This is a genomic window from Mesorhizobium sp. BR1-1-4, assembly GCF_020165375.1.
In the GTDB taxonomy this organism is placed as follows: domain Bacteria; phylum Pseudomonadota; class Alphaproteobacteria; order Rhizobiales; family Rhizobiaceae; genus Mesorhizobium; species Mesorhizobium australicum.
In genome coordinates this window covers 424,431-446,442 of sequence record NZ_JAIUIB010000002.1, presented here as the reverse complement: position 1 = coordinate 446,442, position 22,012 = coordinate 424,431, and the positions used below count along the sequence as shown (strand labels likewise).

20 protein-coding genes are annotated in these 22,012 nt (G+C 63.7%); 10 read left to right on the top strand and 10 right to left on the bottom strand.

Going from position 1 to position 22,012, the window contains the following annotated elements; genetic code table 11:
• Positions 1-109 precede the first annotated feature (109 nt).
• From LB571_RS05375 to LB571_RS05365, 3 genes are read right to left on the bottom strand one after another with little or no spacing between them, the layout of a single operon-like run.
• Entirely contained in the window at positions 110-1,027 is a 918-nt protein-coding gene (locus LB571_RS05375; RefSeq protein WP_224592776.1) for an NAD(P)-dependent oxidoreductase, read from the bottom strand.
• Entirely contained in the window at positions 1,024-2,238 is a 1,215-nt protein-coding gene (locus LB571_RS05370; RefSeq protein WP_015316135.1) for a mandelate racemase/muconate lactonizing enzyme family protein, read from the bottom strand. Before LB571_RS05370 ends, LB571_RS05375 begins: the two co-directional genes overlap by 4 nt.
• Entirely contained in the window at positions 2,235-3,851 is a 1,617-nt protein-coding gene (locus LB571_RS05365; protein WP_140665064.1) for a GMC family oxidoreductase, read from the bottom strand. The genes LB571_RS05370 and LB571_RS05365 overlap by 4 nt, the downstream gene beginning before the upstream one ends.
• 257 nt (positions 3,852-4,108) lie before the next feature.
• Here LB571_RS05365 and LB571_RS05360 point away from each other — a divergent pair, with 257 nt between their 5' ends.
• The gene (locus tag LB571_RS05360; RefSeq protein WP_140721768.1) at positions 4,109-5,050 is read left to right on the top strand and encodes a phosphoribosylaminoimidazolesuccinocarboxamide synthase; all 942 of its coding nucleotides are present in this window, start codon (positions 4,109-4,111) and stop codon (positions 5,048-5,050) included.
• 425 nt (positions 5,051-5,475) lie between these two features.
• On the top strand, positions 5,476-5,871 hold the full coding sequence (locus LB571_RS05355) for an acyl-CoA thioesterase (RefSeq protein ID WP_013893544.1): 396 nt from the start codon (positions 5,476-5,478) through the stop codon (positions 5,869-5,871).
• Between the two features lie 495 nt (positions 5,872-6,366).
• Here LB571_RS05355 and LB571_RS05350 read toward each other — a convergent pair whose 3' ends face one another.
• Positions 6,367-6,735, bottom strand: a complete 369-nt coding sequence (locus tag LB571_RS05350) for a winged helix-turn-helix transcriptional regulator (protein WP_015316139.1) — start codon at positions 6,733-6,735, stop codon at positions 6,367-6,369.
• A 90-nt stretch (positions 6,736-6,825) separates the two neighbouring features.
• On the opposite strand from LB571_RS05350, the gene LB571_RS05345 reads away from it, so the two are divergent.
• Positions 6,826-7,431, top strand: a complete 606-nt coding sequence (locus LB571_RS05345) for an NADPH-dependent FMN reductase (protein WP_015316140.1) — start codon at positions 6,826-6,828, stop codon at positions 7,429-7,431.
• A gap of 327 nt (positions 7,432-7,758) precedes the next feature.
• Here LB571_RS05345 and LB571_RS05340 read toward each other — a convergent pair whose 3' ends face one another.
• The gene (locus tag LB571_RS05340) at positions 7,759-8,280 is read right to left on the bottom strand and encodes a hypothetical protein (protein WP_224592774.1); all 522 of its coding nucleotides are present in this window, start codon (positions 8,278-8,280) and stop codon (positions 7,759-7,761) included.
• Positions 8,281-8,945: 665 nt separating this feature from the next.
• On the opposite strand from LB571_RS05340, the gene LB571_RS05330 reads away from it, so the two are divergent.
• The 4 genes from LB571_RS05330 (at position 8,946) to LB571_RS05315 (ending at position 14,769) form a co-directional block, all read left to right on the top strand.
• Positions 8,946-9,872, top strand: a complete 927-nt coding sequence (locus LB571_RS05330) for a DMT family transporter (protein WP_140617724.1) — start codon at positions 8,946-8,948, stop codon at positions 9,870-9,872.
• A 323-nt stretch (positions 9,873-10,195) separates the two neighbouring features.
• Positions 10,196-11,677 (top strand): family 16 glycosylhydrolase, encoded by a 1,482-nt coding sequence (locus LB571_RS05325; RefSeq protein ID WP_224592772.1) that lies wholly within the window; start codon positions 10,196-10,198, stop codon positions 11,675-11,677.
• Between the two features lie 34 nt (positions 11,678-11,711).
• On the top strand, positions 11,712-13,448 hold the full coding sequence (locus LB571_RS05320; RefSeq protein ID WP_224592753.1) for a type I secretion system permease/ATPase: 1,737 nt from the start codon (positions 11,712-11,714) through the stop codon (positions 13,446-13,448).
• Position 13,449: 1 nt separating this feature from the next.
• Entirely contained in the window at positions 13,450-14,769 is a 1,320-nt protein-coding gene (locus tag LB571_RS05315; protein WP_224592750.1) for an HlyD family type I secretion periplasmic adaptor subunit, read from the top strand.
• Positions 14,770-14,836: 67 nt separating this feature from the next.
• Here LB571_RS05315 and LB571_RS05310 read toward each other — a convergent pair whose 3' ends face one another.
• Positions 14,837-16,147 (bottom strand): hemolysin family protein, encoded by a 1,311-nt coding sequence (locus LB571_RS05310; protein WP_015316146.1) that lies wholly within the window; start codon positions 16,145-16,147, stop codon positions 14,837-14,839.
• Positions 16,148-16,401: 254 nt separating this feature from the next.
• On the bottom strand, positions 16,402-17,109 hold the full coding sequence (locus LB571_RS05305) for an LssY C-terminal domain-containing protein (RefSeq protein ID WP_224592747.1): 708 nt from the start codon (positions 17,107-17,109) through the stop codon (positions 16,402-16,404).
• A gap of 111 nt (positions 17,110-17,220) precedes the next feature.
• Between LB571_RS05305 and LB571_RS05300 the strand changes: the two genes are divergently transcribed.
• Positions 17,221-17,931 (top strand): gamma-glutamylcyclotransferase, encoded by a 711-nt coding sequence (locus LB571_RS05300; protein WP_224593032.1) that lies wholly within the window; start codon positions 17,221-17,223, stop codon positions 17,929-17,931.
• A gap of 7 nt (positions 17,932-17,938) precedes the next feature.
• Here LB571_RS05300 and LB571_RS05295 read toward each other — a convergent pair whose 3' ends face one another.
• The 3 genes from LB571_RS05295 to LB571_RS05285 form a co-directional block, all read right to left on the bottom strand.
• Entirely contained in the window at positions 17,939-18,745 is an 807-nt protein-coding gene (locus LB571_RS05295; RefSeq protein ID WP_140617732.1) for an extensin family protein, read from the bottom strand.
• A 116-nt stretch (positions 18,746-18,861) separates the two neighbouring features.
• Entirely contained in the window at positions 18,862-19,989 is a 1,128-nt protein-coding gene (locus LB571_RS05290; protein WP_411961401.1) for an extensin family protein, read from the bottom strand.
• 116 nt (positions 19,990-20,105) lie between these two features.
• Positions 20,106-20,531: a DUF3775 domain-containing protein gene (locus tag LB571_RS05285; protein WP_140664934.1), complete on the bottom strand. Its 426-nt coding sequence runs from the start codon at positions 20,529-20,531 to the stop codon at positions 20,106-20,108.
• A gap of 141 nt (positions 20,532-20,672) precedes the next feature.
• On the opposite strand from LB571_RS05285, the gene LB571_RS05280 reads away from it, so the two are divergent.
• Both LB571_RS05280 and greA read left to right on the top strand, forming a co-directional pair.
• The gene (locus LB571_RS05280; RefSeq protein ID WP_140617735.1) at positions 20,673-21,209 is read left to right on the top strand and encodes a tetratricopeptide repeat protein; all 537 of its coding nucleotides are present in this window, start codon (positions 20,673-20,675) and stop codon (positions 21,207-21,209) included.
• A 269-nt stretch (positions 21,210-21,478) separates the two neighbouring features.
• Positions 21,479-21,952 carry a transcription elongation factor GreA gene (gene greA, locus LB571_RS05275; protein ID WP_015316152.1) on the top strand — a complete coding sequence of 158 codons (474 nt, stop codon included), beginning with the start codon at positions 21,479-21,481 and terminating at the stop codon, positions 21,950-21,952.
• Positions 21,953-22,012 lie beyond the last annotated feature (60 nt).

Genomic DNA, 22,012 nt, shown 5'->3' with positions numbered 1-22,012 from the left:
CGATCGAAACTCTCGCCCGAGAAACCGGTCGAGATGTTGCAGCTCTGATTCAAATTGTTGCCGCTATGATTCTAGATGCTCGCCCAACATCTTGATTTTATTTGCTAGTTCATATTTCCAGCCTGGCCGGAAAGCCCGGCGCGCGCAGGTCGGTGCCGACGGTATCTTCAAGCAATTTGACGATCTGGGTCGACCAGGCATCGCCGCCATAAGCCGCCTTGCCTTGCTCGAAGATCGCGTTGACGCGCGACGCCAGATTGAGCGGCACGCCGAATTGTTCGGCCATGGTCAGCGCAAAGCCAAGGTCCTTCAGCGCAAGGTCCATGGTGAAGCCGATATCGTAGGAGCCGTTCAGCACCAACTGGCTTTCGGTCTCGTGGACGAAGCTGTTGCCTGAAGACGCGACGATGGCGTGGTAGGATTGCGCGAGGTCGAGCCCGCCTTGCTTGGCCAGCATCAGCGCCTCGCCGGCGGCGACCAGATGGATGAAGGCCAGCATGTTGGTGATAACCTTGATCACCGCCGCCGAGCCGATCGGGCCCATCAGGAACGACTTGGCGCACATCGCTTCGATGGCCGGGCGGTGACGCTCGTAGAGGGGGGCGTCGCCGCCGACCAGCGCGGTGATCTTGCCAGCCGCCGCCAGATGCACACCGCCGGTGACCGGGCATTCCAGCGTCTCGATCCCCTTGGCCGAGGCGAGGGCGGCCAGCCGCAAAATCTCGTCCCGGCCGTTGGTCGACATCTCGATCCAGGTGCCGCCCCTGGGCAGACCTTCCAGCAATCCGCCCGGGCCGCCCAGCACCGCCTCGCTGACTTTTGGCGAAGGCAGGCAGGTGATGGCATTGCCGGCCCGCGCCGCGGCTTCGGCCGGGCTATTGGCGGCCGTCGCGCCGAGCGCGACAAGGCGCTCGACGGCGGCGGGGTCGCGGTCGACGACGGTGACGTCAAAGCCGTTGCGGATCAGCCTGGCGGCAAGATTGCCGCCGAGATGGCCAAGGCCGATGAAGGCGTAGCTTTCGCTCACGGCATCAGCGGCGTCTGCATCATCTGCAGATGCAGGTCCTTGCCGGTGTAGGGATGGGCGTCGCAGACCGCCTCGTTCAGCTCGACGCCGAGGCCCGGCTCCTTCGACGGGATGACATTGCCGTCCTGCCATTCGATCTTCTTCTTCAACAGCGTGGCGTGGAAACCGTCCCACTGCTTCAGCGATTCCAGGATCAGGAAGTTGGGCAGCGTCACCGCGAGCTGGATGTTGGCGGCACCGACGATCGGCCCGCAATAGCAGTGCGGCGCGACCTGGATGTGATAGGCCTCGGCCATGGCCGCGATCTTCTTGGTTTCCAGAATGCCACCGGAGCGGCCGAGGTCCGGCTGCAGGATGGTGGCGGCGCGGTTCTCGATGACACGGGCGAATTCGGATTTGGTCGTCAGCCGCTCGCCGGTGGCGATCGGGATCGAAGTCGCGCGGGCGACCTGCGCCATCACTTCGGGCATGTCGGGCGGCACCGGCTCCTCGAACCACAGCGGATCATAAGGCTCGATGGCGCGCGCCATGCGCAGCGCGCCCGATGCCGTGAATTGGCCGTGCGTGCCGAACAGGATATCGGCGCGGGTGCCGACCGCCTCGCGGATCGCCTTGATCATGCGGGTCGAGACATCGATGTCGACGAGGCGCGGCTGATGGCCGTCGAAGGCGGTGTAGGGGCCGGCCGGGTCGAGCTTGACGGCATTGAACCCCTGCTCGACATATTCGAGCGCGCAAGCCGCCGCCATCTCCGGGTCGTTATAGACATTCCTGCCATCCGGCGCGTCCTCGGAATGGACGCTGCCGGTGTGCGGATAGAGATAGGTGTAGGAGCGCAGCGTCTCGTGCACCTGGCCGCCAAGGAGCTTGTAGACCGGCTTGTTGGCTTCCTTGCCGACGATGTCCCAACAAGCCATTTCGAGTGCGGAAAAACAGCCCATGCCGGTCACGTCGGGGCGCTGGGTAAAGCCGGAGGAATAGGCGCGGCGGAAGAAGTTCTCGATGTCGTGCGGATCGTGGCCGATCAGATAGCGCTCGGCCATGTCCTCGACGAGCTTGGCCGTGACATGGGCGGAGAAGGTGGCGTTGTAGGCCTCGCCATAGCCGACCACGCCGCCATCGGTGGTGAGCTTGACGAAGATGAAATACTTGCCGCCGATGCCGGGTGGCGGGTTGCCGACAACCCAGGTCTTGACGTCGGTGATCTTCATGTGTGGTCCTCCAGAACCAGTTCGGCGCCCTTCCACCCGGTCATGACAGAGGCGGCGTTGGTGTTGCCGGTGATGTTGTCGGGAAAGATCGAGGCGTCTATGATGCGCAAGCCTTCGAGCCCGTGCGCCTTGAGGCGCGGATCGACGACGGAGCGCGAGGGATCGGGTCCCATGCGGCAGGTCGAGACCGGGTGATAGACGGTGCCGGAGCGTTTCCTGAAATCGGTGATCAGGTCGGCGTCGGACCGGATCGACGGACCGGGCAGCACCTCTTCGGCGATGATCTCGGCCATGGCGGGCATCGAGGCGATCTTGCGCACGAATTTCACCGCCGACAGCATTTCGTCGACATCGGCATTGGTGGAATAGGCGTTGGCGACGATCTTGGGATAATCGAGCGGATTGCTGGAGCGGATCATGATCTCGCCGCGGCTCGATGGCCGGCAGTTGGACAGGCCGATGGAGAAGCCCGGCCACGGATCCGGCGTCAGGATCGGCCGCTCGCCGTTCTTCGGGATGAGGGTCGAAAAGGCCTGGAAATAGAGCTGCATGTTGGGGCGCGAGAAGGCCGGATCGGTGCGGAAGAAGCCGCCGCCATGGTTCATCGACAGCGACAGCGGCCCGGAGCGGGTCAGGATGTACTGCATGCCGACCAAAAGCTTGCCCCACCAGGGACGCAGGATCTGGTTCAGCGTCGGCAGCTTGCCCTTGAAGGTGTAGTTGATGCCGACATGGTCCTGCAGATTGGCGCCGACATTCTCGTTGGCATGCACGACCGGGATGCCCAAGCCTTCAAGCAGCGCCGCCGGACCCACCCCGGAGAGCTGCATGAGCTGCGGCGAGTTGATCGAACCCGCGGACAGGATGATTTCGCGGCCGGCGCGGGCCGTCCTGGTCTGACCGTTCTGCAAATACTCGACGCCGACGGCGCGCTTGCCTTCGAACAGGACGCGGCTTGCCAGCGCGTTAGTCTCCACGCGTACATTGGCGCGCTTCATCGCCGGGCGCAGGAAGGCACGGGCGGCCGACATGCGGCGGCCGTTCTTGGTGGAGATCTGGTAGATGCCGACGCCTTCCTGGGCAGCACCATTGAAATCGGGGTTGAGCGGCAGACCGGCCTGCTGGCCGGCGGTGAGATAGCGCTTCGTCAGCGGGTGGACGGCATCAGTGGTGTCGCTGATGTGCAGGGGACCGCCGCTGCCGCGCCATGCGTCGGCGCCGGCTTCATTGTCCTCGAGCGCCTTGAAGGCCGGCAACAGATCGTCATAGCCCCAGCCGGGATTGCCGGCGGCGCGCCAGTCATCGAAGTCTTCGCGGGCGCCGCGGATCCAGACCATGGCGTTGATCGAGCTCGACCCGCCAAGCAGCTTGCCGCGCGGCCAGTGGTCGACATTGCCGCCGAGGCCGGGATCCGGCTCGGTCTTGTAGTTCCAGTTCACCGTGGGATCGAAGAAGGTCTTGCCGTAGCCGAGCGGCATCTGCACGTAGAAGCGCCGGTCGCTGCCGCCGGCTTCCAGCACCAGCACCGAGAAGCGGCCCGAAGCCGACAGTTTGTCGGCCAGAACCGAGCCGGCCGAGCCGGAGCCGACGATGATGAAGTCATAGGTCTGCATGATGAAAATGGCGGCTCCGGAAATCTGGCGCAGCCTAGACGCCATGGGTTCGCCGCGTCGCCGCGCCTTCCGGCATCGGTTGTGAAAAAAGCGACTGGTATACCGGCCGGCTTTCGGGGAATGCCGACAATCGCGCTTGATATGCATGGGGTCGACGGACTATGCGGATAGCATCATTTCGGCATGATTTTTTCCGATAAGTCTGCAACTTTTCGGAATCATGCCCCTGGCCACTCCGCGCAAAGGCAGGAGAACCCATGCGTGTCCTGTCGGATGCTTTCATTCCCGAACTGCCGGGCTATTACAAAGGCAAGGTCCGCGAGAATTACGACCTGGCCGACGGCAGGCGTATCATCATCGCCACCGACCGTCTCAGCGCCTTCGACATCATCCTGACCTCGATCCCGTTCAAGGGAGAGATCCTCACCCGGACGGCGCGGTACTGGTTCGAGGAAACCGCCGACATCTGCCCGAACCATGTGCTGGAATATCCCGACCCCAACGTCGTCGTCGGCACAAGGCTCGACATACTGCCGGTCGAGATCGTCGTGCGCGGCTATCTGGCGGGGACCACCAGCACCTCGATCCTGACCCGCTACCGACGCGGCGAACGGGACATGTATGGAATGCGCCTGCCAGACGGCCTGCGCGACAATGAGAGGCTGGCCGAGCCGGTCATCACGCCGACCAGCAAGGCGGCCGACGGCGGCCATGACGAGCCGCTGTCCAGGGCCGAGATCCTGGAGCAGGGCCTGCTCACGCAGGAGCAGTGGGACACGGTTTCGGATTATGCCTTGAAGCTGTTCGCCCGCGGCCAGGCGCGCGCAGCCGAACGCGGCCTGATCCTGGCCGACACGAAATACGAATTCGGGACAGACAAGGACGGGACGATCATTCTCGCCGACGAAATCCACACGCCCGACAGCAGCCGGTACTGGATCGCGGCGAGCTACCAACAGGCGCTGGCTGATGGCACGCGGCCGGAGAGCTTCGACAAGGATTTCATCCGCTCATGGGTGACGGCGCGCTGCGATCCCTACAAGGACCCGATCCCGAGGATTCCGGACGAGATCGTCGAACAGGCCTCTGGGGTGTATGCCCAGGCTTACGAGGCGATCACCGGCAAGGCATTCGTTCCCGACATTTCCGGGGATACGGTTCTCGACCGCATCCGCGCTAACCTTGCACGTTATTTCTGAGAGGTGCGATCTCCAGGAACCGCGTTCCTCGGCGATTGGAGGAAACCCTCCCTGACACCCGAAGCCGCTGAAAATCAGGCACAACCGGGCGTATGCCAATTCCACGCCGAGCCGTCGACCCCCACTCCGTCGCCGCTTGCGGCGCCACCTCTCCCCCGATCGACGGGGTAGAGGAAGGGGCGCTAGCCTTGTCCGGCCTGGCTCCTTCCTCTCCCTCCGGAGGGGGGAGAGGTGGCGCTGCGAAGCAGCGACGGAGTGGGGGAAGCCCGTTCCAGAACCCGAAGCCGCTGAAAATCGGCCACAACCGGGCGAATGCCGGGTTAGCCTATGGCCTTGGGGCGAGGAAACAGCAGCGGCGGCGCGTTGACCTATTCCCGTAGCGGCGATACGGGATCGATGACCATCACTGCTTAAGGATTCTGCCCATGGTGCAGTACGCGGACGGACGGCCGATCGGAGACCTGACGCTGCGCACCCTGGCCATGCCTTCGGACGCCAATGCCGCAGGCGACATTTTCGGCGGCTGGGTGATGGCGCAGATGGATCTTGCCTGCGGCATCCGCGCCGCCGAGCGCGCCAGGGGCCGCGTGGTGACGGCGGCGGTCAAGGAAATGTCCTTCGCCAAGCCGATGAAGATCGGCGACACGCTGTGCATCTACACCCATGTCGAACGCGTCGGCCGCACCTCGATGACGCTCAAGGTCGAGGCCTGGGCGCAGCGCTATCTTTCCGACCTGATGGAAAAGGTGACGCACGCCGATTTTGTCATGGTGGCGCTCGACGGCGAGGGCAAGCCGAAGGCGGTTCCGGCCGAGAGCTGATTCGATACCCGCCAAGCCGGGAGCATTTGTAACATCGCCCGAGTGAAGCGATGCGTTCAGCGACATGCTGCCGTTGCCTTCCACGCGCAATTCTCCCGGACACCGGAGGAAGACAATGCGTCAACACCTGTTGAACGGCTGGCTTGCGGCGGCTCTCGTGGCCCTTGTCTGCCTGCTCGGTATAACCGCTTACGCCGAAGTCAAACAGGACCTTGGGCGCACCGCCTGCCTGCATGACACGACGGATGCGAAGCAGCGAACAGCGACGTGCACGATCTGCAGCCAGACGCCTTGCCTGGCGCGAAGGGCCTGACTGGCTGCCGTTGGAATGTGGGTTACCGTCGAGAGGGGGGCCGGGCGCGTCGGGCCGGCATCGAGCGCCATAGACTGTTTCCAAGTCGCCTTTAGGTCCAGTCGCTTTCAGGGAGCCGTGACTTCGCTTGGGCAGCTAGAGCCGCTCAGTGCAGGTCCCGAATCCCTTGCCGCGCATGGGCTTCAGGCGTGCATGTCGTCGAATCTGGCGCGTGCCGACTGGACACGCTGGGTGTTCTTGCGGGCCCATTCGCCGAGCGCGCCGACCGGCACCAGCAACTCGTGACCGAGCTCCGTCAGCTCGTAATCGACGCGCGGCGGAATGGTTGGAAACACCTTGCGGGTGATGAAGCCGTCACGCTCCAGGCCGCGCAAGGTGGTGGTCAGCATCTTCTGGGAGATGCCGCCGACGGCGGCGCGCAATTCGTTGAAACGCAGCGGTCCGCCGCCCAGCTTGCCGACCACGAGCACGGTCCATTTGTCGCCGACGCGCTGCAGGATTTCCGACACGGCGCGGCAGTCCTCGGTGTTATGCGGGTGCCTCAGTAACAAAAACGTGCCTCCTTGCGCATCAAATTGTCAGTATCACATATAGCGCCGGTATCCAAACGATACCAAAAATTCCCGCAAGGAGAGCCCCTTATGTCCAAGCCCAAAATCGCCATTGTCATCGGTTCGACGCGCGCTGCCCGCTTCGCCGACGTGCCGACGCAGTGGATCGCCAAGATCGCCAAGGCACATGCCGACATCGATGTCGAAATTGTCGATCTGCGCGACTTTCCGCTGCCCTTCTTCGATGAGGTCGCGTCTTCCGCCTGGGCGCCGTCGCAGAACGAAGTCGCACAGCGCTGGCAGAAGAAGGTCGCCGGATTCGACGGCTTCATCTTCACCGCCGCCGAATACAATCACGGCCCGACGGCCGTGCTGAAGAATGCGATCGACTACGCCGCCAACGAGTGGAACAAGAAGCCGGCCGGCTTTGTCGGCTATGGCAGCGTCGGTGGCGCCCGCGCCGTCGAACAGCTTCGTCTCCACGCCGTCGAATTGCAGATGGCGCCGGTCAAGTCCGCGGTCCATATCGCCTGGGGCGATTTCCTGGCCGTGCGCCAGGGCGAGAAGAAGCTCGAAGATCTCGAGCACCTGAACCAGGCCGCCACCGCGCTGGTCAACGACGTCGCCTGGTGGGCCAAGGTGCTGAAGGCCGCCCGCGCCGCCGATGCCGTCGCCGGAGAAGCCCAGGCGGCCTGATCCGCCGGATCGGATTGTCCTCCCAAGGGATACGGGGCGGCGCTTGCGTCGCCCTTTTTTCGCGTTCCTGCAAGGAGTTGCGGCTGCGCGAAAGACCTGCATGCAACGCCGCGCCGCCCCTCAGCGCCTCGCAAGCAGGTGAGGGCGCCCCAGACACAGCGCTCTTGCGAAGGCGCCCGTCCCGGGAGCCACGTGCTCGTCCTTTGCCCGAAGAGGGCGGCTCGACCGGCAAGGTCGTGCTGATGCCTTAGTTCCCGAAGCTGCTCGTCGGCAGACTGCCACCTCGGTCGTCGGTCCAGGTCGGGTCGGCTTCGAATATCGAACGGCTCAAATACCCGCGATCGCGAAAAGCCAGGCCAGGATGTCGAACAACAGAAGGACCAGCGCAATCTGCAATGCCACCCGAAGCCGCTGGATAATGCGCCAGTTGCTGACCATGTCCGCCTTGATGCGAAGGGCGAGCGCGCGCTGCATGGCCGACATGTTTGCTGGCCTGTCGCCGTCGACATATTGATGGAGCAGCTCTTCTGGGTCGAAGCGGAACATGTATTTGTGGTAGGGCCAAAGCAAGAAGACGATCAGCCCGCCGATGACGAACAGCAGAACCACCGCGATCCAGTCCCAAAGCCCAAGCCCGTCGGAAAGCGCCCTTCCGCCAAGCAGCGAGTTGGCGAACGCAGTGGCGAAGATGAGGCTGCCGGCGCGGGCGTTCATGTTCTCGACGAGGTTCTGCTGGTGATTGAGGCCTCTCACTGCCTCCTGATAAATGAAGGCAAGGCGGGGATCGCCGTCGGCAAGGTCGCTCGCGACTGCTGTGTTGCTGTCTGCTCTACTGGCAGATTCGTTCATAAGGGTGCTCTATAGCGCGCCAGTGCTGCGTCATCCTAACTCAAATCTCTTGCCGCCAAAACGTTGGCCGTACAGGACAGCTCCTCGACTCTTCCACCGGCCTCCATTTATGGGCCGACTGTTTTTGACGGCACTCTGGCGGAGATCTTTGATCTCGAGGATCAGATCGCCTCAAACATAGTCGGCGCAATCACGCCGAAGGTCGAGGAGGCTGAAATCGAACGTGCCAAGCGCAAACCGAGATCTTTGCGCTCGCAGCCGAACTACGCGAGCGCGATGGCAAGTCATGCCTTGGCGAGACAGCTTTCTGAAGCGGAGAAGATGCGCGCCTGCGCGAACTCGATCCCACATTGCGGCTTTCGGACCTCGCGGAGGTGCTGCCCCGTTTCAACGGGTGGAAGACCGTGACAACTATATCGAGGGCCTTCGGAAGGCGGACTTGCCAGAATAGCGCAAAAGCCGGTCCGTCATGCCATGGCCGAAACTCGATGCTCAGATATCCGCTTTCGCGGTCACGCGCCGCTAGACAAGCCGGCAATGGTTGGCGGGCTCGCTGCGAGCTTTCCCAGCCATTCCACAAGTCGCCATGGTTGGACCGCCATATCGGCGGGGCTGCCATCTGGCCCCGCCGGTCCGCCCTGATATATCCGGCTGCGATCCGTCACATGAGGGGCCTCGTGAAGTCATCCAGCCTGGCAGGCGCCGTTTCTCCCATGATCCCGGTGCTTGTCTGCGCGCTTGGCATCTTCCTGCTGTCGGGGATGGACGCGGCGATGAAGGTCCTGGTCCTTGCCGTCGGCGTCTACAACACGGTGCTGTGGCGCAGCATGCTCGCGACCGTGGTTGCCGGCGCCGGCTGGTCGGCGGGACCGCGCACGCTGCCCACGCCTTCCGTGCTCAGGCTGCATGCGCTGCGTGCCGCGGTCGTCGGCTTTGTCCTGCTGTCCTTCTTCTGGGGGCTTGCCCGGCTGCCGCTGGCGGAGGCGATCGGGCTCAGTTTCGTGGCGCCGCTGTTCGCCCTGCTGCTGGCGGCGTTGCTGCTCGGCGAACGCATACAGCGTCAGGCGATCTGGGCTTCGCTGGCCGGCATTGCGGGCGTCGCAATCATCGTCGGTGGACAGTTCGGGCAGACAAGCCATGCCAGGGATGCCTTGCTCGGCACGGCGGCGGTGCTGGTGTCGACGGTGTTCTATGCCTACAATCTGATCCTTGCGCGGCAGCAGGCGCTGGTGGCCAAGCCGATCGAGATCATGCTGTTCCAGAACCTTTGCGTGGCGGTCTTCCTTGGTCTCGCGTCACCCTGGCTGGCCATTACCCTGCCGCGCGAGCTCTGGCTTCCGCTCGCCGGCGTGACGGCGCTGTCGCTCGCCGGCCAATTCCTGATGAGCTGGGCCTATGCGCGGGCGGAAGCGCAGTATCTGATCCCGACGGAATACTCCGCCTTCATCTGGGCGATCGCACTTGGCTTCCTCTTCTTCGACGAGGCGGTGACCTGGACCACGCTGGCGGGAGCGGGTCTCATCGTCACCAGTTGCCTGATCGCGGCACGCTCAAATCCCAGGCTTGCCGAGCCGATCGAAGCCGCTCTCTGATGGCCTAAGCTTCCCGCCCACCATGCGCCGAGGAGGGAGGCTGATGGGCTCGGACGGGTAGCCGTCATCTAAGTAGATCATTCATCTAAGTAGATCCTTTGCAATTTCTAGTTTATACACCATTTTACTAAATATCTTTGCTTAAGCGCCGCTCTTTTCCCGGACAATAAGTATATGTCTTCCGAAAGATCGATGTTATGGTGGATTGTGTAATGATTCCCCGGAACGAAATCGTTCCTTTCAGCATTGATCCGACGTGGCCATCCGGAAGTCCGTAAGCGAACGGTTCGAGGCGGCCATGCCTCACGAGGAGGATGTATCCGATGAGCTTCTTCGTCAACGCCGTGGGTGTTCCTCTTCCCTATAGCGGTACGTCCAACCACTGGTTCTCGGCGCCTGGGGCCGGGCCCGACTTGTATGGCAGCGCGGGAAATGACTCGTTTTACGGAGCGGGCAATCTCAACGTCACCATGCATGGCGGCACGGGCGATGACATCTATTACCTCTATGGGGCGGGCAACAAGGTGGCCGAGGGCGCCGGGGCAGGCATCGACACGATCAGCACATGGATGAGCTACAAGCTCCCCGCCAATGTCGAGAACCTCATCGTCACAAACCCCAATAACTACGCTTTCGGAAACGGGTTGGACAACATCATCACCGCCAAGGCCGGGCACCAGACGATCGACGGCGGCGCGGGAAACGACGTGCTGATCGACGGCGGCGGCGGTTACGACACGTTCGTCATCTCGAAAGGCAATGGCAGCGACCTGATCGCGAATTTTGCCGCCACCGACACGGTCCGCCTCAACGGCTACGGGTTCACGTCGTTCGACGCGATCCATTCCAGCATGATCCAGGCGGGGTCGAATGTGCTGTTGAACCTCGGATCAGGCGAGATCCTGGAGTTCAAGGACACGACCATCGACAAGATGCAGCCCGCCCAGTTCGAATTGCCGATCGACATGTCCGGCATGAAGCTGTCCTTCAGCGACGACTTCAACGCGCTCAATCTTCACAACGCTCAGGGCGGCACGTGGGATACCAACTTCTCATGGGGAGCGCCGAACGGCAGCACATTGACCAGCAATGGCGAGCTGCAATGGTACATCGACGCCAATTACGGGCCGACGAGTTCCGTCCACCCGTTCAGCGTGAATAACGGCGTGCTCACCATCACCGCCGCGCCGGCGCCGGCCGACATCAAGCCGCTGATCAACAACTACGAATACACGTCAGGTATCCTCAATACGCACAGCACCTTCTCACAAACCTACGGCTATTTCGAAATGCGCGCCGACCTGCCCGAGAACGCCGGCGCCTGGCCCGCCTTCTGGCTGCTGCCGGCAGACGGCTCGTGGCCGCCGGAACTGGATGTGGTCGAGACGCGCGGGCAGGACCCGAACTCGTTGATCATGACGGCGCATTCGAATGAAACGGGAACCCACACCAAGGTGACGTCGACGGTAAACACCATGGATACCGCCGGCTTCCACACCTATGGGCTGCTGTGGACGCCGGACAAGCTCGTCTGGACTTATGACGGTGTCCAGGTCGCGGAAGCGGCGACGCCATCCGATATGCACAAGCCCATGTACATGCTGGCCGATCTCGCGGTCGGCGGTCTTGCCGGCGCGCCTCCCGATCATCTGGCGACGCCTGCCGAGATGAAGATCGACTATATCCGCGCCTATACGCTGGACAACGCGCCGGCGAGCGCTTTGCACACCACCACCAGCACCGCCACGCATAGCATCGCCAGCAGCACGCTGCACGGCGGTTCCGAATTCGGGGGCCACGCGTAAGGGCCGGGATCATGCAGCGGCGGGAAATGCGGAAATGACTGGACCGTCCGGCCTGCGTCCGGTCTTCCTGCGCGCTATCGCCGATGTCGGCGTCTTCTCGCTGCTGATCAACATCCTGCTGTTGGTGATTCCGCTCTACCTGCTGCAGGTGTATGACCGCGTGCTGCCGTCCTCCAGCGTCGAGACGCTTGTCTATCTGTCAGCTATCGCGGTGCTCGCGCTCGCCTTCCTCGGACTGCTGGACGCGATCCGCGCCGTCTACACGCAGCGCGTCGCGGCGACCGTCGACCGCAAGCTGGGTGCCAGCACCTTCGCCGTTTCGCTCGGCGCGAGATATGCCGGCGGCCTGTCGCCGCTGCGCGATCTCGCTTCGGTCTGCGCCTTCATCAGGTCACGCGGCGTGGCGGTGCTGTTCGACCTGCCTTTCGCCCCTGTCTTCCTCGCCTTGCTCTATCTCATCCATCCGGTGCTGTTCTGGGTAACGGTCGCCGGCGCGGTGCTTCTGCTATTCCTCGTCGTGGCCAACCAGCTTGCGATCGGCAGGAACGATGCCTTGTCCGCGGAGCGTTCGGCGTTGGCCAGCCAGGCGGAACAGGCCTTTGCCCGCAATGCCGAGACGCTGCGAGCCATGGGCATGGTGCGGAATGCCTCGCTGGTCTGGGGACGGCACGTGGCGGCGGCGCTCACTTTCCATGACCGTTCCTCGAGCGCCAACGCGATCTTCAGCGGCGCCTCGCGGGCGCTGCGCATGATGCTGCAACTGGCGATCCTCGGCGCCGGCGCATGGCTGGTGCTGCAGGGTCAGATGACGGCCGGCATGATCTTCGCCTCCTCGCTGGTGTCGTCGCGCGCGCTGCAGCCGCTCGACCAGCTGATCGGCGCCTGGCGGCAGATCGCCGACGCGCGGCGGGCGTGGGCGCGGCTGGAAAAAGCGCTCGCAATGCGTCCGACGGAGCCGCGAAAACTGATCCTGCCCGATCCGGCCGGCGCGATTTCCGTGCAGGACGTCTTCTTCATGGCGCCGAACGCCCAACCCGGCACGGAACCCATCCTCAAGCGGCTCAACTTTGCGATCGGCGCGGGCGAAGCGCTGGCCATCGTCGGCCCGAGTGGGGCTGGCAAATCGACACTGGCGCGGTTGCTCGTGGGGGCCGCCCAACCGACCGGCGGCTCAATCAGGATCGACGGCGCCGACCTCAGGACCTGGGACGAGAGCCAGCTTGGAAAGCATGTCGGCTACCTCGCGCAGGAGGTTGAGCTCTTTCCTGGATCGATCGCGCAAAACGTCGCCCGCTTCGACCCGCAAGCGGACGACGCCGCAATCGTCGAGGCGGCAAGGCGCGCCCAGGTGCACGAGCTGATCCTGGCGCAGCGCGACGGCTACCAGACCATGATCGGCCCGTCGGACAGGGCGCTGTCGGGGGGCGAGCGCCAGCGAATTGGCCTGGCGCGCGCCTTCTACGGCAATCCGCGGCTCCTGGTGCTCGACGAGCCCAGCTCCCATCTCGACGGCAGCGGCGAGGCCGCGCTCGAGGCGGTGCTTTCGGCCGCGCGGGCGGCGGGCGTCACGGTCATCGTGATCACCCATCGCCCTTCGATCGCCGCCGCTTGCGACCGCGTGATGCTTTTGCGCGCCGGCATGGTCGAAGCCTTCGGCCCTGCCGACGAGGTGCTGCGGCGCTCGGTGATCGGCAAGGCCCCCCAGCAGAGCACGGTGGTGACCGGGTCATTCGTCCCGACAATCCGCGCGGGTGGCAGTTTCGGATCGTGAGATGACGACACAGAGCCTCGCCTGGGACAGCCAGCCGCGCACCGACATAAGACGCGTGGCCCTGACCGGCTACGTCGCCATAGCGGTGCTGGCGGGCGGCTTCGGCTATTGGGCCGTCAGCGCTCCCTTGTCGGGAGCGGTGATCACGCAAGGCACGATCTCGGCGACCGGCGGAAACATCCGCATCCAGCATCGCGAGGGCGGGATCATCAGGGAATTACCGGTCCATGAAGGCGATCGCGTGCAACAGGGCCAGGACCTGGTCTTGCTGGACCCAACGGCCGCGCAGGCCGAGCTCAACCGGCTGGTGAGGCAGTCGATCGCGCTCAGGGCAAGTGCGGCGCGGCTGGAGGCGGAACGCGACGGATTGGACAGGATGGCGCCCATCACCGAAGCGGCGCCGGCACCTTTCCAGCACGATTTCGAGATCCTGGTTCGCGAACAGCAAAAGGAATTCGACGCTAGGCTGGCCCGGTTCCGGTCGGAAAAATCGATCCTGGCACAACGCGTCGCCATGCATCGGCAGTCGGTGGTGGGGTTGCAGGCCCAGCAACAGGCCATTCAGCAGCAAGCCGACGTCGTGAAGAACGAACTCGGCATCAAGACCGGCCTGCTGGACAAGGGCCTCACCAACCGCACCGAGTACTCCCAGCTATTGCGCAGCGAGGCCGATCTCGTCGGGCAGGCCGGGGCGTTGGAGGCCAATCTGGCGACGGCCAACACCCAGATCGTCGAGGCCCAGGAGCAGATCGAGCGCCAGACCACGCAACGCGTCGAGGAGGCGCTGACGAAGCTGGACGACGTTCGCTCCAATCTGGCCGACGTCGAGGAGCAGACCAGGGCGGCGGAGGCGGTGCTGCGGCGCACGACGATCAAGGCGCCGGCGCCAGGCATCGTGGTGTCGTCGGCCTATAATTCCAAGGGAAGCGTGATCGCCCCGGGCGAAAAGATCATGGAGATCCTGCCCACGGCATCGGGCCTCGTCGTCGATGCAAGGCTGCGGCCGAAAGACCTCGATCAGGTCCGCGTCGGCCAGCCGGCGAAACTGCGGCTATCGGCCTTGAATGCGCGGCTCACTCCCGAGGTCTCAGCCACGGTGGCGCAAATCTCAGCGGACCGGCTCGTCGACGAGGCAACGCATGAGCCCTATTTCCGAGCCAAGCTGAGGATCGCGGCCGACCTGCCGCCCGGCGTAAAGCCCGAGCAGCTTTATCCCGGAACGCCAGTCGAGGCGTTCATCAACACCGGTGATCGGACTTTCCTGGAGTATCTGGCACGGCCGATGCTCGATTCCTTCGCCCGCGCCTTCACCGAGCGGTAGAGTTCGCGGTCCGCGCAGTATATTGGCCGCCGTCGAGGGCCGCCGAACCGAAACCAGGCATATGCCGTCAGCGCACCATCTCGCGGTGACCGCTGGGCAGGCGGGTGGCGATCAGCTTATCGATGCGGCGGCCATCGAGGTCGACGACCTCGAAACGCCAGCCCTGCGCGTCGACACATTCGCCGGTCGCCGGCAGATGGTGCATGTGCGACAGCACATAGCCGGCGACGGTCTCGTAGTCGCGGTTCTCCGGCAGGTCGATGCCGAGCACCTCGGCCATCTCGTCGGCCTGCATGTAGCCGGCGAGAAGCCATGAGCCGTCGTCGCGCTGGACGGCGTTTTCTTCCTCGCCGGCCTCGAGATCCGAGCGGAAGACGCCGGTGATGGCTTCTAGGATGTCGGCGGGGGTGACGATGCCTTCGAAGTGGCCGTATTCGTCATGCACCAGCGCCATCGGCACGTCGCTCTCCTTCAGCTTCTGCAACACATCAAGCGCATCGGCCTGGTCGTGCACGATCGGTGCCGCGCGCACATATTTGCGCGGGTCGAGCGCGCGGCCGCCGAGCAGTGCCGCCAGCACGTCGCGTGTCTGGATGACGCCGATCATGGCGTCCACCCCGCCGTCGCCGGCGGGCAGGCGCGAATGCTGGGTGTCCATCAGAAGCTTGCGGATCGTGGCATCGTCGGACTGCAGGTTGATCCAGTCGACATCGGTGCGCGGTGACATGACGGCGCGCACGGCGCGGTCGCCAAGCCGCATGACGCCGGCGATCATGCGCCGCTCGTCGGATTCGATGGTGCCGTGATGCTCGGCCTCGGCGACCAGCATCTTGATCTCCTCGTCGGTGACCTTCTCCTCGCTTTCGCCGCGCTGGCCGAGCAGCCAGAGCACGGCACGGCCCGAAATATCGAGCAGGAAGACCAGAGGGGCCGAGATGGTGGCCAGGATGGTCATTGCCGGCGCCGCCCGTGCCGCGACCCGCTCGGGATCGCGCAACGCGATCTGCTTGGGCACGAGTTCGCCGATAATCAGCGAGGCATAGGTGATGATGGCCACGACGATGCCGACGCCGAGCGGATCGGCTATGTTCTCGCGGATGCCTGCCGTAGCCAGATATTGCGCCAGCCTCTGGCCGAGCGTGGCGCCGGAAAAGGCACCCGAGAGCACGCCGACCAGCGTGATGCCGATCTGCACGGAGGACAGGAATTTGCCGGGATTGGAGCCAAGCGCCAAAGCGCGGCCGGCACCCTTGACGTTGCGGTCGATCATCGCCTTCAGGCGAGCCGGCCGCGATGAGACGATGGCGAGTTCGGACATCGACAGAAGGCCGTTCACGCAGATGAGGACGACCACGGTGGCGATTTCAACGTATAGCATGAGGGCTCAATAGCATTGCCGCACGGCTTTCGAAAATAGTCGGCGGCCATTTTAGAAAGATGACAGCGGATGCGGGTGGATCAGACAGCATCCCAGGGCGGCGCGCCTTCGAGCGGATGAACCAGGCGATCGAGGCGCTCGCGATCAAGCCGGTCGTCGACAGGGTCTTCGGTTCGACGAGGTGCTGCGGGCCTTCGAGCATCTGGAGAAGGGGCCGTTCGGCAAGATCGTCATCGCGACGACCTGACCTGCCGTCACGGCAACTGCTTCAGCACGCCGACGATCGCCTTGCCGTCGGTGAAATAAGGGTCGCCGCCGCCATTGCGGCCGCTCCGGGTGGGGCCGATGCCCGCCAGGCCGCTGGTCGAGGCCAACAGGCCGGCGGCATTGAGATCGCCGATCATAAAGTCGCGCTCGGCATCGAGGTCGGGACCGATGTGATGGGTGATGGCGCCCGTGTCATGGCTCAGACCGACGCCGCGATCGAAGCTGGCGGCACCCAGCCAGAGCGGCCTGCCATCGTCGCCAACCATATCCGTTCGCCAAAAACGGACGTGATGGCGTCGGTCGGCACTGTCGCCGACCGGCTTTTCGAAAGCGAGTTCCTGGGCGCGGCCTTCGAACAGCAGACGGCTTATCGGTGCGTCGGGATAGGGGCGGGAAAACAGTATACTTTCGCCGATGTCGATGGCGGTTCTCAAGGTGACGGCGTCGGCGGTGTCCCAGCCGGCGACGGCGAAAGCGTGCACCAGCTCCTTCTCCGTGCCGATCAGGCCGACATTGATGGGGTCGCCGGGAATGCCTTGCGACGTGTGGGTGACCATCTCGAAATGCCGATCGCGAAAGCCGCGATCACGGAATGTCCAGAATTCCGGCGCCGCGACATAGGCGAGCGCCAGATAGCCGCCCAGCACGGCCACTACCCAGATCGCAATGCGTCGCTGGAGGCTTCGTTGGCTCATAAAGGCGGCTCGATCCGAGCGCTATCTGTTGCCTGACGGTTCCCTGGAAATCAATGGCCAGAGATGAGCAGACGGTTTATCGTCAGCCATCATTTTTTCGTGGGGGCGGGAATGAAACGGAAGCCGACGGGCCCGAGAACGATGGCGTTGACCGCGGATCTTGTCGCCCGGGTCGAGCGCGTTGAACTGGATCCCGGGCCTGAGCCTGGAACGGCCGAGCACACCAACGCGGAGTTCGATGAGTTGGTCGCTCGACTGCTTGCCGAATATCGGCCCGAAATGCTGTGGGTCTTCGCCTATGGTTCGTTGATCTGGAATCCCGAATTCGTTCCTGTCGAGCAGTGCCCGGCGACGGCGCCTGGATGGCACCGTTCGTTCTGCCTGAAGCTGACGCGTTGGCGGGGCACGCGCGAATTGCCTGCCCTGATGCTGGCGCTGGACCGCGGCGGCAGCTGCAACGGGATCGTCTACCGGCTTCCCGATGAAGATCATTTCGGGCAGCTCGGCCAGCTGATGCGCCGGGAAATCGATGCCAACCCACCAACCAACGTGCCCTGCTGGATCAAGGTCAAGACCAAGCAGGGTCCGCTGCGCGCTCTGGCTTTCGTCGCCGCGCCGGGTGGCAAGGCCTATGCCGGACGGTTGCCGTTGGAGCAGGTTGCGGACACGCTGGCGCGAGCCGCCGGACACTGGGGGTCGTCGGCGCAGTATCTGTTCCGGACCGTCAGCAAGCTGGAAGAAAGCGGTATTCGGGACAAGAATCTCTGGCGCATCCAGGATCTCGTGGCTCGGCAAATTATCGCGTCCACCGGTGACGCATGATCTTTTCCTACCGGCAGGCGCGGTAACCGTTCCTGCGGTTCTTGATGTCGAAATGGAAATGGTTGCGGTGGTCGTAATTGTAGCCGGGGCCGAGCACGGTGGTGAAATACTGGCAGCCGTCGGCGCGCACATTGTTGAGGAAGCCGCGGGTGCGGAAGGCGAACAGGCCGGGTTTGCGCACGTCGATGTCGTCGCCATTGTTGAGTTCGATGCTCATGACATCGAGCGCGTTGCCCTTGCCGTGCTCCGACAGCACGCCTTCGCCGGCAATGTTGCGGCAGGAGTAGCTTGAGCCCTGGTGGATGGTCCTGACGCCGGAGAAATAGCGCCAGCGGGCGGAGGGAACGAGTTCGTTCTTGGTCCAGGCGGCGAAGGTGGCGGCCATGTCGCAGGTCAGGGTCGCGGCGGGTTTCATCTCGATGCTGCCGATAGCCGTGACCTTGACCGGATAGTCGATGCCGCACTGGCCCTCATGGATCGGTGCCAGATCGGTGTAGGCGACATCGAGGCGCTTCAGCTGCTGGCGGCAATCGGTTTCGCTGGCTGGAATCTGCTCCACCGGCGACATCGGCTCGTCCATGCGCGGATAGGCGGCCTGCGTCATGTAGGGATTGGACGGAACAAGCTTCTGCATGCCCTGATATTGCGGCACGGCCGCGGTCTGCGAGCCGACATCGACGGCAGGCTGCAGCGACAGCACGCTGCCGGTGTTGCAGGCGGAAACCGTGGCCAATGCAAGACCGGCGGCCATAAGCGCCGCAGGTTTCAGTTGGTGTGCGGCGGCGAGGAAAACGGCGCGAAATTTGCCGGCCATTGGCGGAATCCTACTTCGGGATATCCGGCATTTTAACGATCAAGGGTAAAGGAAAACTCAGCGTCCGCGTTCATGCCTGCGGCGGAATTGCGGCGGCGATCCTGCGACAACCGCGTTTATTGGCAGAACGTGCCGCCATGCCGCCGGGGCTCCAGGTCGAGATGGAAGTGCAGCGCGTGGTCGGCGTCGGCGCCTGGGCCGAGCACGGTCTTGAACGGGCCGCAGGCGGCCTTGCGCACGGCGTCGAGGAATTTGCCGTCTTTTTCCGGCGGCGCCGGCCCGACCTCGATCGTCCTGCCATCGGACAGCGTAAAGCTGGCAATGTCGAGCGCGTTGCCGAAAGCATGTTCCGACAGTTTGCGTGTGCCATTGCGCGGCCGGCAGACGAAGGCCGACGCTTGGCCGATCGATTTCAGGTCGGCGCCGAATTCGGCTTTGGCCGCCGGCTGGATGACGTCGGCGGCAAAACGCGCCGCCGCCTCGGCCATCGGGCAGTTGAGCTCGGTGCCCGGAGCAATCGCGATCGATTTGCCAAGCGACTTCAGCACGATGGGGTAGGGGATCGAGCAGCCGATTTCGGGGTTGCTTTCGGCCTTGTGCTCCTCGAATTCGACCCCGAGTGTCTTCAGGCGCTCGCGGCAGGCGACTTCCTCAGCCGGCATCTTGTCGGCGGGAAGATCGGCCGAGCGTGGATCGGGCAGCATCTTCTCCTCGTCACCTGCTTCCGCCGGCTTTGGCGTTGGCTGCGGGGCGACGGCCGGCGGTTGAGGTTCGGGCGTCGTGGTGGCGGGCTTTGGCGTCGGCGTCGGCGCCACGGCAGGCGGCTGCGGCTCGCTTTCGGTTTCGGCTGGTGGTTCCGGTGGTTTCGGGCTTTTCTGATGGGACTCTTCGTCGCTGGGTAGATCGGGGTCCTTGGGCGGGTTGGGCGCCGCGCCGCTCTTTGGATTTTCAGCGTTCTGGTCTTGCGACTTTGGGGTGTCCACTTTCTGAGTGTCCACCGGGCGTGGCTCGGGCACCGGAACATCGGCGGACGGCCGAGCATCCTGCGTTGCCGGCGGTGCCGGATTGGGCGCGAGATGCTGCCTGGCTCGCGCTCTCGACTGCCGCTTGCCTCGCGGTTTCAGCGGCTGATCGGCCCGCTGTGTCAGCGGCTGCTCCACGCGCGGGCTCAGTGGCCTATGGTGTTTGTGACGATGTCTGGCGTGGGCCGGCATGACCAGCAGAGCCGTGACGGCCAAGGCCAATGCAATCCTGTACCCTCGGGAAAAGCTCAGCTTTGCCATCATCCACAAAACGGCACCGGTCGGCTGAAGTTGCCTGGACAGGCGCTTAGACCCGATCACAATCGGTTACCTCCGCGTTACGCGCCGATCGCTTCCAGTCCCTCTTCCAGCCAGTCGGCGAGCAACGGCATGCCGAGCAGGTATTTTGCCGTGCGCTTGTTGGCGCGCTCGCGTGCCGCGGTTACGGCGTCGGCCCATTCCGAGGCGTCGTAGTCGCCGCGGCCGACCCAGGCCAGCGCGATCAGCTCGGCGGCCTCATCGATATTGAGGTCGTTGATCAGCTCGCGCAGCTCTTCCTCGGTGAGATTCTCCGAGCTTTCCTCGGCAAGGCCGTCATGGTGGTGGTTGTCATGCGTGTCGCCGTCGAACTCGACCTCGTGTTCGGCGCCGTCGGCATAGTCCTCGTTAACGCCCGCGCTCAGCGCCTTGGCCTTGAGAATGAACAGCCGTACGGTATCGGGGCCGATCGTGAGATCCCAGTCCTTTTCGAGCCGTCGCTGCACGGGCCCTCTCCGTCAGTCGTTTGCCGGATGATACCGGATTTGCGGCATCCGTCACCTAATGTTCTCCAGGCGATCTTTTCCGGGATGAAACGCGGACCGCTCGGCGTTAGTGTTGCATTGTCACACCCTCAGGAGGTTTCCATGCATAAAAGAGTGCTGATCCAGGCGGCGAGCGCGCTTATCGCTCTGCAGTTCCTTGCCGTTCCGGCGTTCGCCGCCGGCAGCAGTGGTGGTAGCGACCAGACTGTCACCCAGTGCAAGAAAGGCGAGGTCTGGGACAAGAAGAAGCAGAAATGCGTACCGCCGAAGGAAGGCATGCTGGACGACGACAGCATCTACGATGCAGGCCATGCGCTGGCGATGGCCGGCCGCTATGACGAGGCGATCTCGGTTCTCGTTCTTGCCGCCAACAAGCAGGATCCGCGCATCCTCAACTATCTCGGCTATTCGCACCGCCATTCCGGCCGCGTCACCGTCGGCCTCGGCTATTACGAGGAAGCGCTGCGCATCGATCCCGATTACACGCTGGTGCGCGAATATCTCGGCGAGGCGCATCTGCAGATCGGCGATCTGGCCGGCGCCCAGCAGCAGCTGATGGAAATCGAAAAGCGCACCGGCAAGGGTTCGCGCGAATACGGCATGCTGTCCGAGCAGATCGACCATTTCATGAGGAGCTGATCGGGCCCTCCTGATGTCTCAAAGCGGCTGCGAGCGATCGCGGCCGTTTTTGTTCGGCTCCGTCCCACGGCCGCCCCTGCTACAAAAGAAGGGATGATTTTTACAAAACCGATTTTTGGGCGTGAAAAGCCCGCAAAGATTGCTATATTCAAGGAAATTGCGGTGAAACGGTTCCGTTAGCCCGAGGCTGCCGGACCGTTTTCTTTTTGTACCCCAACGACAAGGCTTCCCCCGAAATGCGGGGGCGGCAGCAGGAAAGGTCAGGCACTATGAACAAGGTCCCGATGACAGGCGAGGGGTTCGCGTCATTGAAGGAAGAACTGCGTTGGCGCCAGCAGGAAGAGCGGCCTCGCATCATCGAGGCGATCTCCGAGGCGCGCTCGCATGGCGACCTGTCCGAAAATGCCGAATACCATGCCGCCAAAGAGGCGCAGAGCCTCAATGAAGGCCGCATCAACGAGCTCGAGGATTATATCGCGCGCGCCGAAGTGATCGACGTGACCAAGCTTAGCGGCGAAAAGGTCAAGTTCGGCGCCACCGTGGTGCTGGTCGACGAGGACACCGAGGAGAAGAAGACCTACCAGATCGTCGGCGACCAGGAAGCCGACGTGAAATCCGGCCGCATCTCGATCTCCTCGCCCATCGCGCGCGCGCTCATCGGCAAGGAAGTCGGCGACGCCATCGAGGTGAATGCGCCGGGCGGCGCCAGGGGTTACGAGATCGTCCAGGTGCAGTTCATCTGAGGGCGTCGGCTGGGCGCAGCTCCGCGCTGACAGGTGCTATTCGCGCGAGGTTGGCGCCGC

What these genes read in the sequence shown, in the direction of transcription:
- LB571_RS05320 (WP_224592753.1), top strand. Translation starts at nt 11,712, where the DNA reads ATGACTGGACCGTCCGGCCTGCGTCCGGTCTTCCTGCGCGCTATCGCC.
- LB571_RS05360 (WP_140721768.1), top strand. Translation starts at nt 4,109, where the DNA reads ATGCGTGTCCTGTCGGATGCTTTCATTCCCGAACTGCCGGGCTATTAC.
- LB571_RS05345 (WP_015316140.1), top strand. Translation starts at nt 6,826, where the DNA reads ATGTCCAAGCCCAAAATCGCCATTGTCATCGGTTCGACGCGCGCTGCC.
- LB571_RS05330 (WP_140617724.1), top strand. Translation starts at nt 8,946, where the DNA reads ATGAGGGGCCTCGTGAAGTCATCCAGCCTGGCAGGCGCCGTTTCTCCC.
- LB571_RS05340 (WP_224592774.1), bottom strand. Translation starts at nt 8,280, where the DNA reads ATGAACGAATCTGCCAGTAGAGCAGACAGCAACACAGCAGTCGCGAGC.
- LB571_RS05355 (WP_013893544.1), top strand. Translation starts at nt 5,476, where the DNA reads ATGGTGCAGTACGCGGACGGACGGCCGATCGGAGACCTGACGCTGCGC.
- LB571_RS05300 (WP_224593032.1), top strand. Translation starts at nt 17,221, where the DNA reads ATGAAACGGAAGCCGACGGGCCCGAGAACGATGGCGTTGACCGCGGAT.
- LB571_RS05370 (WP_015316135.1), bottom strand. Translation starts at nt 2,238, where the DNA reads ATGAAGATCACCGACGTCAAGACCTGGGTTGTCGGCAACCCGCCACCC.
- LB571_RS05365 (WP_140665064.1), bottom strand. Translation starts at nt 3,851, where the DNA reads ATGCAGACCTATGACTTCATCATCGTCGGCTCCGGCTCGGCCGGCTCG.
- LB571_RS05315 (WP_224592750.1), top strand. Translation starts at nt 13,450, where the DNA reads ATGACGACACAGAGCCTCGCCTGGGACAGCCAGCCGCGCACCGACATA.
- greA (WP_015316152.1), top strand. Translation starts at nt 21,479, where the DNA reads ATGAACAAGGTCCCGATGACAGGCGAGGGGTTCGCGTCATTGAAGGAA.
- LB571_RS05305 (WP_224592747.1), bottom strand. Translation starts at nt 17,109, where the DNA reads ATGAGCCAACGAAGCCTCCAGCGACGCATTGCGATCTGGGTAGTGGCC.
- LB571_RS05325 (WP_224592772.1), top strand. Translation starts at nt 10,196, where the DNA reads ATGAGCTTCTTCGTCAACGCCGTGGGTGTTCCTCTTCCCTATAGCGGT.
- LB571_RS05295 (WP_140617732.1), bottom strand. Translation starts at nt 18,745, where the DNA reads ATGGCCGGCAAATTTCGCGCCGTTTTCCTCGCCGCCGCACACCAACTG.
- LB571_RS05310 (WP_015316146.1), bottom strand. Translation starts at nt 16,147, where the DNA reads ATGCTATACGTTGAAATCGCCACCGTGGTCGTCCTCATCTGCGTGAAC.
- LB571_RS05280 (WP_140617735.1), top strand. Translation starts at nt 20,673, where the DNA reads ATGCATAAAAGAGTGCTGATCCAGGCGGCGAGCGCGCTTATCGCTCTG.